The sequence below is a fragment of the Streptomyces cavernae genome (assembly GCF_004023625.1).
In the GTDB taxonomy this organism is placed as follows: Bacteria; Actinomycetota; Actinomycetes; order Streptomycetales; family Streptomycetaceae; genus Streptomyces; species Streptomyces cavernae.
Window position 1 is genome coordinate 1 of sequence record NZ_RPDJ01000091.1, and the last position, 14,014, is coordinate 14,014.

The 14,014-nt window shown below is 66.4% G+C and carries 12 protein-coding genes and 2 pseudogenes; 9 read left to right on the top strand and 5 right to left on the bottom strand.

Features of this window, described 5'->3' with window-relative positions:
• Nucleotides 1-464: 464 nt before the first annotated feature.
• Both EF387_RS45670 and EF387_RS45675 read right to left on the bottom strand, forming a co-directional pair.
• On the bottom strand, nt 465-1,592 hold the full coding sequence (locus EF387_RS45670; protein ID WP_128382476.1) for a methyltransferase: 1,128 nt from the start codon (nt 1,590-1,592) through the stop codon (nt 465-467).
• Between the two features lie 256 nt (nt 1,593-1,848).
• Nucleotides 1,849-2,664, bottom strand: a pseudogene (locus EF387_RS45675) (IS5 family transposase); the annotation flags it as partial.
• Between the two features lie 168 nt (nt 2,665-2,832).
• On the opposite strand from EF387_RS45675, the gene EF387_RS45680 reads away from it, so the two are divergent.
• The 8 genes from EF387_RS45680 (at nt 2,833) to EF387_RS45710 (ending at nt 11,009) form a co-directional block, all read left to right on the top strand.
• Nucleotides 2,833-3,969, top strand: coding sequence for a tyrosine-type recombinase/integrase (locus EF387_RS45680; protein WP_238432087.1), 1,137 nt, complete (start codon nt 2,833-2,835; stop codon nt 3,967-3,969).
• Nucleotides 3,966-6,086: a tyrosine-type recombinase/integrase gene (locus tag EF387_RS45685; protein ID WP_128382477.1), complete on the top strand. Its 2,121-nt coding sequence runs from the start codon at nt 3,966-3,968 to the stop codon at nt 6,084-6,086. The genes EF387_RS45680 and EF387_RS45685 overlap by 4 nt, the downstream gene beginning before the upstream one ends.
• A 65-nt stretch (nt 6,087-6,151) precedes the next feature.
• Nucleotides 6,152-7,255 carry a tyrosine-type recombinase/integrase gene (locus EF387_RS45690; RefSeq protein WP_128382478.1) on the top strand — a complete coding sequence of 368 codons (1,104 nt, stop codon included), beginning with the start codon at nt 6,152-6,154 and terminating at the stop codon, nt 7,253-7,255.
• Nucleotides 7,256-7,272: 17 nt separating this feature from the next.
• Complete coding sequence (locus tag EF387_RS45695; protein WP_128382479.1) at nt 7,273-7,617, top strand: helix-turn-helix domain-containing protein; 345 nt, start codon at nt 7,273-7,275, stop codon at nt 7,615-7,617.
• Nucleotides 7,614-9,146: a hypothetical protein gene (locus EF387_RS49250; RefSeq protein ID WP_238432088.1), complete on the top strand. Its 1,533-nt coding sequence runs from the start codon at nt 7,614-7,616 to the stop codon at nt 9,144-9,146. Before EF387_RS45695 ends, EF387_RS49250 begins: the two co-directional genes overlap by 4 nt.
• Before the next feature lie 119 nt (nt 9,147-9,265).
• A complete protein-coding gene (locus EF387_RS49255; RefSeq protein ID WP_238432089.1) occupies nt 9,266-10,039 on the top strand; it encodes a site-specific integrase in 774 nt (257 codons plus the stop codon).
• Nucleotides 10,036-10,497, top strand: a complete 462-nt coding sequence (locus EF387_RS45705) for a nucleotidyltransferase domain-containing protein (RefSeq protein WP_238432090.1) — start codon at nt 10,036-10,038, stop codon at nt 10,495-10,497. Before EF387_RS49255 ends, EF387_RS45705 begins: the two co-directional genes overlap by 4 nt.
• A complete protein-coding gene (locus EF387_RS45710) occupies nt 10,494-11,009 on the top strand; it encodes an integrase (RefSeq protein WP_202918595.1) in 516 nt (171 codons plus the stop codon). The genes EF387_RS45705 and EF387_RS45710 overlap by 4 nt, the downstream gene beginning before the upstream one ends.
• Before the next feature lie 21 nt (nt 11,010-11,030).
• On the opposite strand, the gene EF387_RS45715 is transcribed toward EF387_RS45710, so the two are convergent.
• Nucleotides 11,031-11,858 carry a class I SAM-dependent methyltransferase gene (locus EF387_RS45715; RefSeq protein WP_238432091.1) on the bottom strand — a complete coding sequence of 276 codons (828 nt, stop codon included), beginning with the start codon at nt 11,856-11,858 and terminating at the stop codon, nt 11,031-11,033.
• A 67-nt stretch (nt 11,859-11,925) separates the two neighbouring features.
• Here EF387_RS45715 and EF387_RS45720 point away from each other — a divergent pair.
• A pseudogene (locus EF387_RS45720) lies at nt 11,926-12,372 on the top strand (IS5 family transposase); the annotation flags it as partial.
• A 179-nt stretch (nt 12,373-12,551) separates the two neighbouring features.
• Here EF387_RS45720 and EF387_RS45725 read toward each other — a convergent pair.
• Both EF387_RS45725 and EF387_RS45735 read right to left on the bottom strand, forming a co-directional pair.
• Entirely contained in the window at nt 12,552-13,343 is a 792-nt protein-coding gene (locus tag EF387_RS45725) for a class I SAM-dependent methyltransferase (RefSeq protein ID WP_202918596.1), read from the bottom strand.
• A gap of 464 nt (nt 13,344-13,807) precedes the next feature.
• Nucleotides 13,808-14,014: transposase (locus EF387_RS45735; RefSeq protein ID WP_202918597.1), on the bottom strand; the 207-nt coding region annotated here is incomplete at its 5' end.

The window sequence follows — 14,014 nt, forward strand, 5'->3', positions numbered from 1 at the left end:
CCAAAGCCCGTCTACACCCGATCGAGTCAGAAACCGACGAGACCGTCCTGCCCACCGAACTCACCGCATAGCCTTCAAAACGAGATCACCGAGTGGCCGTCGATACACCACTCCAGCGGACGTGACCCAGGGGCGTGCGCCCAGGCGCGCAGTGCGACCAGCAGAAGCACGCTCTACCGACGTCTTGGGATGAGACAGGCGCAAGCTGCATCCCGCCTCAGCGGTCACCCCATACAGCACCTCAGCCACTTCAACCCCGCCAGCCGCATCGAGACGACGACTCCGTCTCGAAAAACACCGAACAAAGCACTCCTCACGAGAGAAAACGACCTCTCAGTAGGTGTTTTTGATCCTCAGGCTTAGTGAGGAATCGGGCCATCCCGTGGGCGCGGCGAGGTCACCCACGGGATGTACTCACTCGGCGAACTGGGAGGCGAGGTGCCGCTGCGTGATCGGGATGCCGGTCACGCTGTCAGACGCCAGAGGGACGTGGTCTCTGCGCTTCGTGCTGCGTGGAGTGGGTCGGTGGCGTCCTTGGATCGTGGGTGCCGGGGCTTGGCGTCGATCTTGTCGACAACGCGGAGGTGTGCTGCCTGGATGGCGTCGAGCAGTTGCTGGCGTGTCCGGAGGCCGAGGTGTTCTGCCAGGTCGGACAGGATGAGCCAGCCCTCGCCGCCTGGCCTGAGGTGGGTGGATAGGCTGGCGAGGAAGCTGTGGAGCATGGTGCTGTCCGGGTCGTAGACGCCTTGTTCGATGGGGCTGGTCGGATGGGCGGGGAGCCAGGGCGGGTTGCACACGATGAGGTCGGCGCGGCCTTCGGGGAACAAGCCGGGGCTCGACACCTCGATACGGTCGGTCAGTGCGAGCTGGTGGGCGTTCTCCTTGGCGCAGGCCAGGGCGCGTGGGCTGATGTCGGTGGCCACGACGCGGTTGATTCCGCGGCGGGCCAGGACCGCAGCTAGGACCCCGGTTCCCGTGCCGAGATCGAATGCCGTACTGGTGTCGGGATTGCGTAGGGTCGCCGGTGGCAGCGGCGTGTGGGCGACTAGGTCGACGTACTCGCCTCTGACCGGCGCGAACACGCCGTAGTGGGGGTGGATGCGAGTGCCGAGCGCCGGCACATCGACCCCTTTCAGGCGCCACTGGTGAGCGCCGATCACTCCCAGCAGTTCCCGGAGAGAGACCACCATGGGCCCCTTCGGGGGACCGTAGGCTTCAAGGCACGCCTGACGGACGTCGGGAGCCCGTCGCAACGCCAAGATGTGGTCGTCCAGCAGTACCAGGAGTTTTCCGAGCACACGGGCACGGTGACTGTTGCTGCGTCGGTGCAGGTGGAAGGACTCGGTCGGGGACGTGCTGGTCCTGGGCGTTTTGCGGTCGATGCGGCGGCCCATCGCCTTCAGCAGTTGCCTGGCGTTGTGGAAGTCGCCTTGCCAGAGCAGGGCCGTTCCTTCACATGCCTGGCGGTAGGCGTCGTTGGCCTTCATTCGGTCGTCGGCGACGATTGTCCGCCGTGGAAGGGGGGTGGCGTTCTCAGAATGCCAGCGGGCCGACTGGTGGGTGTGGCCTGTGGTCCAGTGGATGGTGGACACCACGTACTCCTCGTGATCGAACGTGCAGGGGCACGAAGAGCACTTCGACGAGGAACAGGCTGAACCCACGTCTGTCCATTGGACAGACGTGTGCGTTGAGGCAGGTGGTCGTTACCGCTCTTGCGTCGAAGCGCGAGAGCGGACGTCCCAGACAACCATGCCGAGCATCAGGGTCAGCCCTTTCGGAGGAATGGCAGCAGGCTCGCACAGGTGTTGCTCGGCTTCCAAACACACAAGCCCGGCCAGGTCAGCGGGCGGGCTTCTTCGTCCAACTGCTGGTGCGGGGGCTTTTGCGGGTGAGACGCCTGGTCATCATGGTGATGAGTGCCCAGTTCAGGTGTGCTTCGGAGTGCTGGGGCAGACGTTCGTAATCGCGTGCGTTGCGGCGGGCGTTCATGCACCAGCCGATCGTGCGCTCGACTTTCCAGCGGCGGGGCAGGACGACAAAGCCCTTGGTGCCCTTGGGCCGGGAGACGATGCGCAGGGTGAGCCAGAGGCGTTCACGGGCCCAGTCCACAAGTTCCCCGGCGTAGCCGCGGTCGGCCCAGACCTGGGTGATCTGCGGCTGGGTGAGACGCAGCCTCCAGAAGACGTCGCGGGCGGCGTCGCGGTCCTGGATGTCGGCGGGCGTCACCGTGATCATCACGGGCAGTCCCAGCGTGTCCACCGTGATATGTCGCTTGCGGCCGTTGATCTTCTTCGCGGCGTCGTAGCCGCGGCTGTTCCTTCCGACGGTGGAGGCGCCCTTGACTGACTGGGAGTCCACGATCAGCGTCACCGGATGCGGGCAACGGCCCTTTCCGGTACGGATCCGGCGGCGGAGCTGGTCACGGATGTAGGTGACGACGTCGGCCCGGTTCCACCTCCAGAAGAACCCGTAGACCGTCTCCCACGGGGGGAAATCCGCAGGCAGAGCCCGCCACTTCGCGCCGTTGTCGACGATGTAGCGGATGCCGTCGACGATCTCCCGCCGTGGCCACTTCTCCGGGTGACCGCCGGTCTTGGTCTGGCAGGCCGGGACGGGCAGCTGGGGTGTATTGACTGAACTAGTATCGATGTTTCCGCAGCTCAGTGACCTATTGAGAGCGCTGGCGTTAGCCGGTGCGTGAAGGATGCTGAAGGACTGAGCCGCGTGGCGGCCTTCGTCGTGCCGCAGATAGGGTGCCTGGAAGCGACCGGCGAAGCTGACGAGCCGTACCAATTCCTCGACCCTGACGGACAGCTCGTAGTACCGGCGGCAGTGTTCTTTGCTGACCTGCAGGCCGCGTCGAAGTCGGCAGCGACGATTCGCTCGTACGGCATGGACCTGCTGCGGTGGTACCGGTTCCTCTGGGCCGTTGACGTGCAGTGGGATCAGGTGACCAGGGCCGAGGCTCGTGACTTCTGCCGGTGGCTGCAGCTTGCCGACAAACCGGTACGCGTGCACTGGCGCCACCAGCGCAGAGGCATCACGGCGCCGATGCTGCCTGCCCCGAGGGTGGAGCCGGGTACGCCGAACCCGGTCACCGGCAGATCTGCGCCGGGCCGGAAATACGCGCCCTCCACCCGGGCCCACTGCGAAACGGTGCTGCGGACCTTCTACGACTTTCACCTCGACGAAGGCACCGGTCCCATCGTCAACCCCTTCCCCCTGGACCGCTCACGCCGCAACGCTCGGGTTCACGCACACCACAATCCGTTGGAGCTGTTCCGTCCCGAACGGCAGGGGCGCTACCGGCCGAAGGTGCCCAAGCGCATCCCCCGGCGGATCCCGGACGAGCTGTTCAACGCGTTGTTCGCCGCGCTGAAGTACAACCGCGACCGGGCCCTGCTCGCGTTCTGGGTCTCCACCGGGGCCCGCGCCGAGGAACTGCTCACCAGCAGGGTGAAGGACGCCTCGCCCGGGCAGCAGCTTGTCGGTGTGGTCCGCAAGGGAACCCGCGCCTACCAGCAGATTCCCGCCTCCACGGACGCGTTCGTCTGGTTGCGACTGGCTCAGGAGGAAGCCTGGCGCAAGGGGGCACCCCGCGGACGCCACCACAGTCTGTGGTGGACCCTTCGACGCCCCTGGCGGCCGCTGAACTACCACGCCGCCCGGGCCATGTTGAACCGCGCCAACGACCTGCTCGGGTCGAACTGGACCCTGCACGACCTGCGGCATACCGCTGCCTACCGAATGGCCCGCGACCCACAGATGTCGCTGACCGACGTCCAGTGGGTCCTCGGACACGCGCATCTGTCCACCACGGAGATCTACCTGGCTGCGAGCCAGGAGGAGATCATCGAGCAGGTCCTCACCCACCACGCCCGCCGGGCACAGCAACCGGCGAAGCCGCCGGCGCCCGCCCCGGGCTACAACCCAGCCTCGCTGAACACCCTGTTTGGAAAATTCCCGTGACCACCGCGCCAACGACTGCTTCCCAACCAGCCCAGGCGGGAAGCCATGCCTCCCAATCTCACGGCGAGGCGGCCCGGAGGCTGCTCTCGCAGTTCCCGCCGCGGCCGCGGCCCTCCGCATGGGCCGCAACCGAGGAGACCCGTGAGGCGGTCCTGGCCAGGATCGACCGACCGCCGTTGAGAGCACGCGTCAAAACGACGCACGAAAACCGTTGGTACGGCGCCCGCAAGATCCTCAGCTGGCTCGAAACCTTCCCCGGGGCGACGTGGCAGGAGCGATGGCAGGCCACCCCGGCGAACACGCTGGGCCTGAAATGGACCGACGTGGTGCTGCCCTGGCTGGCCGAGCGCGGAGAGAGTGCCCGGGTGGAAACACTTCGAAGCGGGTTGCTCTGCCTTTTCGTCGCAGACGTCATCCGCCCCGACCTGCCGTTCTTGCTGCGGATCGTCCAGACCCGCTACTGGCGTGAGGCCGTGGTTGAGCACCGCGACCCAGCGGGATTCGCCCGGATCGAAGAATCCGCCGACCCGGTCGTGCTGTCCTCCAGACCGGGGCTAAAGGTTTGCACCCAGATCGCGATGATCCTCCTCGCCAAGGGCGGTGGAGTCAGTGACATCACCGTCGGTTACTGCATCGAACTGCGGCAGGCCGAGACCGTCGCCCTAGAGAAGAGGGGTGGTGACAGCCGGTTCCTGTTCTATTCCCTCCTCAAGGACACGGGGCAGTTCCCGCCGGACGCTCCTGCCACCCTGCGGGCACTGACTGTGTTCTCCGGGCAGTTCACCCCCGGTGAGCTGGTCGACCGCTATCAACTCGAATGCCGGCCGGTCCGCGATCTCATCGTTGACTACCTCTCCGAACGCCAATCGGCCTTGGACTACGCCAGTTTCGAAGACCTCGCGCGCGTGCTCGCCCTGCACTTCTGGAAGAACCTGGAGACCCACCATCCCGGCATCTCCTCCCTTTACCTGGACCGCAGCGTTGCAAAGGCATGGAAGGAGCGGCTCCGCACCAAGACCGCTCGCCGCCGGATGCCCGACGGCACCATGGTCGAGGTGACGTCCCCCCGGGCCAGCTATGCATCCCTCCTGGGCTTCGTCCGTGCGTTCTACCTCGACATTGCACAGTGGGCTCTGGAAGAACCGACCAGGTGGGGACCGTGGGCGGCCCCCAGCCCGATCAGCGGAAATGAGATCACTTACAAGAAGGACATCCGACGCCGCAAGGCGCGGATGGATCAGCGCACCCGAGAACGCCTGCCCGTACTGCCGGCGCTGGTCGCCGCCGCGGAGAACCGTCTCCAGGAGGCACGGACCCGTCTGGAAGCCGTCCGCCAAGCACCCGGCGGCGGCGTCTTCACGGTCCTCGGCGAGACCTTCACCAAGGCCGCCAAGTCGACGCGGCTCGACGTCAGCGGTTCTGCCTGCGCTTATGACACGTCGGGCCGCCGGCACCACTTCGCTCTGGCCGAGCACCGCGCGTTCTGGGGCTGGGCGGCGATCGAGTTCCTGCGGCACACAGGGGTCCGGATCGAGGAGATGCTGGAGTGCAGTCACCACAGCATCACCCAGTACACCCTCCCCTCGACCGGCGAGCTCATCCCGCTTCTGCAGATCGCCCCGTCCAAGACCGACGAGGAGCGGCTCCTGGTTGTGAGCCCGGAGCTCGCCGATGTACTCAGCGCGATCGTCAGCCGGGTCCGTGAGGCCAGCGGGGCCATCCCCTTGATCCCCTTCTACGACGGCCTGGAGAAGATCTGGCATCCGCCAACTCCACTGCTTTTCCAGTGGTCCAGCGGTGGGCAGCGGCGGGCTGTCTCTTCCAAGACCATCCGGAAGGCGATCAACGAGATCCTCCACGCCGCTGGCCTTGTCAACGCGGCCGGGCAGCCTCTGAACTATCAGCCCCACGACTTACGGAGGATCTTCACCACAGAAGCGATCATGAACGGGATGCCGCCCCACATCGCCCAGCTCATCCTCGGCCACAAAAACATCAACACCACCATGGGCTACAAGGACCCTCGGGAATTGCATCAGACGGGTGAGAATCCGCAGGTCGCGAGCTCAGGGCGATGCACTGACGGACTCCAACGCTACTACGAACTAGCCGTCTGAGCAGGCATGTTGCTAGAAAGAACCCATCTGATGCATGATCTGCCCTTCAGGAGGGATGGTCTGGAGTGGTGCATCAGCCGAAGGTGGCCCTGGCCGGGGCAGCTCACATGGAGCTCGTGTCCGGCGTGGTCCAACTGCGTCCGGAGGACGCGATGTTCGACGCGATGCTGCGAGGCTGGAGGGCTCAGCAGAAGTCGCGAGGACTGAAGGACGAGACCATCGAGCCGCGGATGCGGCTGGTCCGCCGATTCCTTGACTATGCGAACGAGTACCCGTGGCAGTGGACGCCGGCCCACATGGACGAGTGGTCGGCCTCGTTGACGGGCGAGAAGCATCTGGCGCCGTCGACGATCCGCAGCTACCAGGGCGACGTCCGGCTGTTCACCGAGTTTCTCATCGACGCCCACTACGGCTGGGGACCGGCCTGCGAGGAAGCCTTCGGCACCCACCCCGTGGCGATTGCTCATGAGTGGAACACTCTCCCTCACCTGCAGGATTACGAGGGAGACCCGGAAGCGAGGCCGTTCACCCGCGAAGAACTGCAGCGTTTTCTCGACTACGCCGACGACCAGGTCGCACGCGCCGTGAAGTCCAAGCGCAAGGGAGCCCTCGCCGCCTACCGCGACGCCACCCTCTTCAAGGTCATCTACGGGTGGGGGCTGCGCCGGACCGAGGCGTCCAAGCTGGACGTCGTCGACTTCGGACGCAATCCGAAGGCTCCCCAGTTCGGCCGGTACGGCACGCTCAACGTCCGCTACGGCAAGGCGAAGAAGGGCCAGCCGCCGCGGCGAAGGAACGTACTGTCGGTGATGGACTGGGCAGTCGAGGCGGTCACCGACTACGTCGAGAACGTGCGGCCGCGGTTCGGCTTCCCCGACCATCCGGCCCTACGGATCACCGAACGCGGCGGACGTCTGCAGCCCGGCTCCATTAATGATCGGTTCGAGGCATACCGAGATGCACTAAAACTCTCAAAAGATCTAGTTCCGCACTCAATTAGACATTCGTACGTCACGCATCTGACCGAGGACGGGATCGACCGTCGTTTTATCCAGCAGCAAGTCGGCCACGACTGTGACAGCTCCACGGCCATCTACACGCACGTCAGCGACGACTTCATGAACACTGCCCTGCACAAGGCACTGGCCCCGGCGTTCGCCGGAGCCTGACGAGGAGGGATCCGGCGATGGCCGCCAAGCTCGACTACCACTGGCACCTGCGCAAAGTCATGGCCGACCGCGGGATGTTCTCCACCACCGACCTCCTCCCGCCACTGAAGGAGCGTGGCATCACGCTGTCCACGAGCCAGGTCTACCGGCTCGTCGTTGAGCGACCGGAGCGACTGAGTCTGAAGATCCTCATGGCCCTCCTCGACATCCTGGACTGCACGATGGACGACCTGATCGAGCCGATCGCCTTGGCCGGGGCGGCGAAGAAGCCGAAGAAGGCTGCCGCAGGTGGGGCCACCGCTTCTGAAGGTGTCGGCGAACTGAGGCCAAGGCGAGCTCGGATCACCGGAGTTGAGCGGTGACCGCACCTGCGATCACCGAAGAAGCTCTCGCCGATCCGGTCGGCTTGATCGTGCGTCTGGTCGGCAACGTCGAGAAACACCTGGACGCCGACCGCATCCGCGGCATCGTCTGCACGCTCGTACGCACACGAGCCGGCCGCCGCAATCTCGCCCAGGCCCTGCACGACAACCCCTCGCTGCTGCGGACCGGCAAGCCACCCGCGCCGTTCCGCGTCGCCAAGCTGCTGATGGCCCTGCACGAAGCGGGCGCCCAGGACACCGCTCTGCCCCGCTGCGGCGAGTGCGGACGCCCGCGCCCCTACGTCGGCAGCCGCTTGGGCGGACGATGGGGATGCTCACCCTGCTTCGACAGACCCGCCCTCTGCGCGGGCTGCCACCAGCAGCGGCGAGTCGTCAGCCGCGACCGCCACGGCCATCCCCGATGCGCCAAATGCCCCGACACCGGCGGCGATCCGGTCAAGGAACTCACCCAGCTGATCACCGGACTCGACCCCACGCTCGACGCAGACACTGTCCGGACCGCTCTTGAGCGGGCCACGAACCGTCCCGCCGGGCAGCGTCGACTCGCCTGGGCCGTGATCGACCGTCCCGAGCTGCTGACCAGCGCCGGGCACGAGGCACCCACTCCGGCAATGCTGCGATTCATCGGGGAACTCGTCGCCGCCGGCGCCATCACCGTCGTCAAGCCGGCCTGCCCACGCTGTCACGGAGTGAAAGCGCTGTCGAAACTCCTGGACGGCAAACGGATCTGCCGAGCCTGCTTCGCCAGGCACACGGCCGTCCCCTGCGCACGCTGCGGCGCCGTTCGTGAACCCGCCACGCGGGATGCCGCTGGTCAGCCCCTATTTCCCAACTGCCTGATCCGCGACCCGGTCAACCTGGAAGTCTGCGTCGGCTGCGGGCGCCGTCAGCCAGTGGCGGTCCGGCTCGCCGACGGTGTCCGCTGCAACAACTGCAGGCCGAAGGAGATCAGAGCGTGCGGGCACTGCGGCCGCGCCGCCCCTTGCGAGGTCTCCCGGGCCACCGGGCAACCCTGGTGCGAACGCTGCCAGCAACGCTGGGCCACCTGCAGCGACTGCGGCACTATCGCCCAGGCCCGCGGCGGCACCTGGGAGGAACCGTTGTGCGCGAAGTGCACCAACCCCGACCCCGACTTTTGGGGACGCTGTCCCGTCTGCGTGACTACCTGCCAGCTCAGCCCCCGCCCCTGTCAGAGATGCGTCCTGGACCAGAGGATCCGCGACCTCCTCGGTGACGGCACCGGGGCCGTCGCGCCTGAACTCGCGCCTTTCTACCAGGCATTGACGAGCGCAGAGCGTCCCGACATCGCCTTGGCCTGGATCTCCCGGGCAAAGGCCCGGGACCTGCTGGAACGCATAGGCCGCGACGAGCGCCCTGTCGCCCACGACGTCCTCGACGAACTTCCGCCGGGCAAGGTGCTGGCTCACCTTCGCAGCGTCCTCGTCGCGACGGGGCCCTGCCGCCGCGCGACGAACGGCTCGTCACTCTGGAGAAGTGGATCAATATAACCGTCCAGGCTCGCACGGACCTCGCCGAGCGCCGGATTCTGCACGGTTACGCGGTCTGGCACCACTTGCGTCGGCTCCGCCGCCGGGTCGGCGAACAGCACACCACTCAACTGCAGGACATGAACGTGCGCTGCCACGTCACCGCCGCCGGCAACTTCCTCGCCTGGTTGGCCGGTGAAGATCTCGCCCTGGGCACCTGCACACAAGCCGACCTGGAACGCTGGATGACCGATGCCGCCTTCCGTTACCGCGACGAGACCGGCCACTTCGTCCGCTGGTCCGTACAGCATCGCCATGCCCACGGCCTCACCTGCAGCGCCATCCGCTGGACCGGCCCACAGGGCACCATCGACAGCGAGAAACGCTGGGCCGACGCCAGGCGCCTCCTCAACGACGACACGCTGCCCACCGCGGACCGAGTCGCTGGACTGCTGCTGACCCTCTACGCCCAGAAGATCTCTACCATCAGCCAACTCACCGTCGAGGACGTCGACATCACCGGTGAGACGGTCGCGATTGCCTTTGGAACCTCGCCGGTCATCCTGCCGATGCCGCTTGGCGCCTTGGTCCGCGAGCTCGTTGCGACCCGACGTGGCAAGGCCAAGATCGGCACTCCGGACGACGCCCCTTGGCTCTTCCCCGGAGGACAACCAGGGCGTCCACTCAGCGACAGCCAAGTCGGTCTGCGGCTGCACAAGATCGGCATTCGACCCCAACAGGACCGCTCCACAGCCCTGTTCACCCTCGCCGCCGAACTTCCCGCCGCCATCCTCGCCCGGATGCTCGGCGTCCACATCCAAGTCGCCGTCCAGTGGCAGAAGGCATCCGCCGGGGACTGGGCCGCCTACGCCGCCGACGTCAGCCGTCGCCAACCAACCCAGGAGCCCACGTGACGCACCACCGTGAACAACCAGCGAATCAGGCCGGGATCTCACCGGAACGGGCCGCCGAGATGAACGAAATCATCGGCCGCATCACGCGCTGGGCCGCAAACCGCCAGGACATCGTCGGCCTACTCCTTGTTGGTTCATACGCCCGCAACGCCGCACGCCCCGACTCTGACATCGACATCATCCTGCTCACGACGGACCGGGCTCAGTACTCGGACAACGACTGGGCCAACGAGCTCGCCCTCGGCGAACCGATTCGAACCCAATCGTGGGGGGTTATCACCGAACGGCGCTATGCCACGGCCTCAGGCTTGGAAGTCGAGATCGGCATCGGGTCTCCCGACTGGTCCCAGACGGACCCTGTCGATCCTGGCACACGCCGCGTCATCACCGACGGCGCCCACCCTCTGCACGACCCGGCAGGGGTCCTCGCCTCCGTGATCCGAGCCTGCCGACCGTGACCACCTCGGCAGCCGACGACATGGCTCACGGGGCATTCAGGCAGTTCCAATACCCGACTCCACCATTAGCGGTCTATCCCGAGGAAGCAATCAACGGCCACCGGGCCTTCATCGCCCGCCGCCGGGCACTGCGTCCCAGTGAGGAATACCGCACCCCAACCGATGCAGAGTGGGAGGAGTTCCTTGGCCACTTCGAGCGGAGGAAGGTCGCTCTGGGCGACTGCGGTCGCGCCTACGGCACCAGTTGTCAGCATGAACACAGCTGCGTCCGCTGCCCAGTTCTCCGCGTCGACCCTGCTCAGCGGCTCCGCCTGGAGGAGATCGGCAGCAACCTGCGCGAGCGGGTCGCAGAGGCCGAACGCGAAGGCTGGCTCGGCGAGGCCGAGGGGCTGCGCGTCAGCCTTGCCGCCACCGAGAATAAACTCTCTCAGCTCGATCACCGCCGACGCCGGGCTACGACCATCAACCTCGGGATCCCGACCTTCCGCGAGATCGCGGGCCGCATCTCGTAGTGCAGAGAAGGATCGCCGGCCTCACTTGGCACGCTGCCCGACACGCAGGACGCTCAGATAACGGCGTGATGCTCGGTCGCCCATTCGCGTGCGAATGCGCTCGGCGATGGCGTCGAGCAGAGGCTCACGGACATCCCGGTCGAGTCTCCGATACAGGGACAACGAGCGAAGGTGATCGGCGAAGCCGTCCCCGTTGAACCACTGAACGGTTGGATACCAGCGCACGATCGTCGGGCCGAACAATCCTCCGGGACCGTCGACCAGGCCCCAACCCTCGTCGGTGGTGCGCACCTCATCCTCCAGCGGTGGGTGACCCCAGTCGGGGTTCCCGGGGCAGAACTGCTCGTGCAGATCGGCGGTCTCGGCGTACACCTCCGGCTCTCCCGGCCGACGGACAACGACGTGGCCGAGCAGCGCCATCCAACCTCCGGGAGAAAGCGCGTCGTGCGCGCGCTGCCAGCCGGTCGACGGGTCGACCCAGTGCCACGATTGCGCAGCCACGAGAACATCGAAGCGTCGACCGCGGTCGTCCCACTCCTCAAACGTCGACCTCTCGACGTCGACGTTGCGGAAGGGTGCGAGCCGCTGGCGAGCTAGTGCGGCCATGTCCGCGCCCGGCTCGACGGCGGTCACTGAGCATCCGAGCGCTGCCAGCGAACGCGTCGCCTGACCAGTACCGCAGCCCACCTCCACCACCGACGACCCTTCGTGCAAGCCGGTGACGGCGACAAGGTCCGCGAACAGTTCGTCGGGGTATCCCGGCCGAACCCGGTCGTAGAGCTCCGGGACCTCGTTGAACACTCGGCCGAGGTCGTGGGGATTAGGGGGCATCTTCGGATCATCGGTCACGAGCGCACAAGCTATGGGGCTTGTCCACCAAGACGCCACTTCGTTTACCAGCAGCCGCTGACACGCAATCGACGGTAGTTCAGAGAAGGAACCCCTGCTGCCCGTCCCGGCCTGCCAGACCAAGACCGGCGGACACCCGGAGAAGTGGCCACGGCGGGAGATCGTCGACGGCATCCGCTACATCGTCGACAACGGCGCGAAGTGGCGAGCCCTGCCTGCGGATTTCCCCCCGTGGGAGACGGTCTACGGGTTCTTCTGGCGGTGGAACCGGGCCGGCGTCGTCACCTACATCCGTGACCAGCTCCGCCGGAGGATCCGTACCGGAAAGGGCCGCTGCCCGCAGCCGGTGACCCTGATCGTCGACTCCCAGTCGGTCAAAGGGGCCTCCACCGTTGGCCGGGACAGCCGCGGCTACGACGCCGCGAAGAAGATCAACGGCCGCAAGCGACATATCACCGTGGACACGCTGGGACTGCCCGTGATGATCACGGTGACGCCCGCCGACATCCAGGATCACGAAGGCCTTGGTGGAGGGGGTGCAGGCCGCGGTCCGCAGATTGGAAGCCAGCGCGGCGAGGACCGCACCCGCAGCAACCGCTTCAAGCGCTGAACACTTCGCGAAGAACCCGCTGCAGGCGGTCGCGAGCCGGCAGGTCGGCAACGACAACGACGAAAGGTGGATCAGCGCGCCGGCTAAGACGTGCCTCGCGCCTGGTCGCGGCTGGCGACCACCAGGTATCCATCGCTCTCGGGGGCGAAGGTGGTGGACTGCACCGTGAGCCCGACGCTCCGCAACTGCGCCACGAGGTCCTCGTACCGGTAGGGCCAGATGGACAACCGCTCTGAGCAGGCTCGCACTGCCCCATCCGGCTCGATCTGGGCGACCACGATCTCGAGGAAGTGTTCCTGCTCCCAGCGCTGCTCGATCTGCCAGTAGTAGCTGACGACCGCATCGCGGTCGTTGCGGCGGATGAGTCGATCGCGGACGTCTACCCGTGAGCCGGCGGAGCGCACGACCTCCCAGTTGCGTGAGTGGAGCACGAGACGTCCACCCGGATTCAGCAGTCGCGACATCGCTTCCAGTGCGGTCAGGCGCCCGGCTGCGCCCTCGGCGTGCCCGAGCGAGTTGCCGACGCAGAACACCAGATCGAACGTGGAGTCCTCCAGGTGGTCGGGCAGCTCGTCCCAGCTCGCGCGGAGGGCTCGAAGCGAGACACTCTGCTCGTCGGCGGCCTTCTCGGTCCGGCGAACCATCCCATTGCTGGCGTCTGCGGCGACCACGTCAAGGCCAAGACTCGCGAGACCGACGGCGAGCTGGCCGGTTCCACACGCGCAGTCGAGGACGCGTGCGTTGGGTGGCAGAGAGCCCACGACATCGCTGTAGTAAACCGCGGCTGCCTTGGCGGGGGTCAACCTGTCGTCCCCGATCAGCCACTCGTATACGTCGGAGAGCTCCCCATAACCAGCCACCGCGATAACCTCCATCACTCGACGACGCGCGGGCTAGACCGCCCTGCGATTCGGACCTTGCGCCTCGCACTGTGCCGGGCCGTGTCAGCGAAGCATTGAGCAGGACCCAACCACTTCCGGCCGCTGAGACTCCACCGGATTTCGTGGGAAACCGCGACACGCCGGACCGACGCAGGTCCCCACTCCACCGGCGCCCCATCGGCCACGATGGGGACCGCGGCCGGCAAGCGCGCGTTCACTGCGGAGCGCTTTGACTGCCTCAACTGGTGGACGCGCCGCAGCCTGCGGTGCTTAGCGGTCGGTTCTTCGAAGGGGCTCGGGAATTCCAGTCGGGGAGCTGGATCCCCCAAGGAACATGGTCGCCTCCGCGTGTGCCAAGTAATGTGACTTCGCATGATCGAATCCGAGATTGAGATCAGCGAGGAGCTGGTCCGCAACCTGCTGCGGGACCAGCATCCGCACTTACTGACTTCGGCTCGTCAAGGTGATGCTGGCTCGTCGAGAGTCAGGCTGGTGCCCGCTATGAAGCCGTCGAGGGTGTCGGCCCGGTACTGGAGGCGTTTGAGCCGGTTGCGGACGAGCGCTTCCAGGCGGTCGAGGGCGACGACGGCGAGGTTGGCCAGGCTGCGTTTGACGTGTGCCCACACGCCCTCGACGGGATTGAGGTCGGGTGAGTAGGCGGGCAG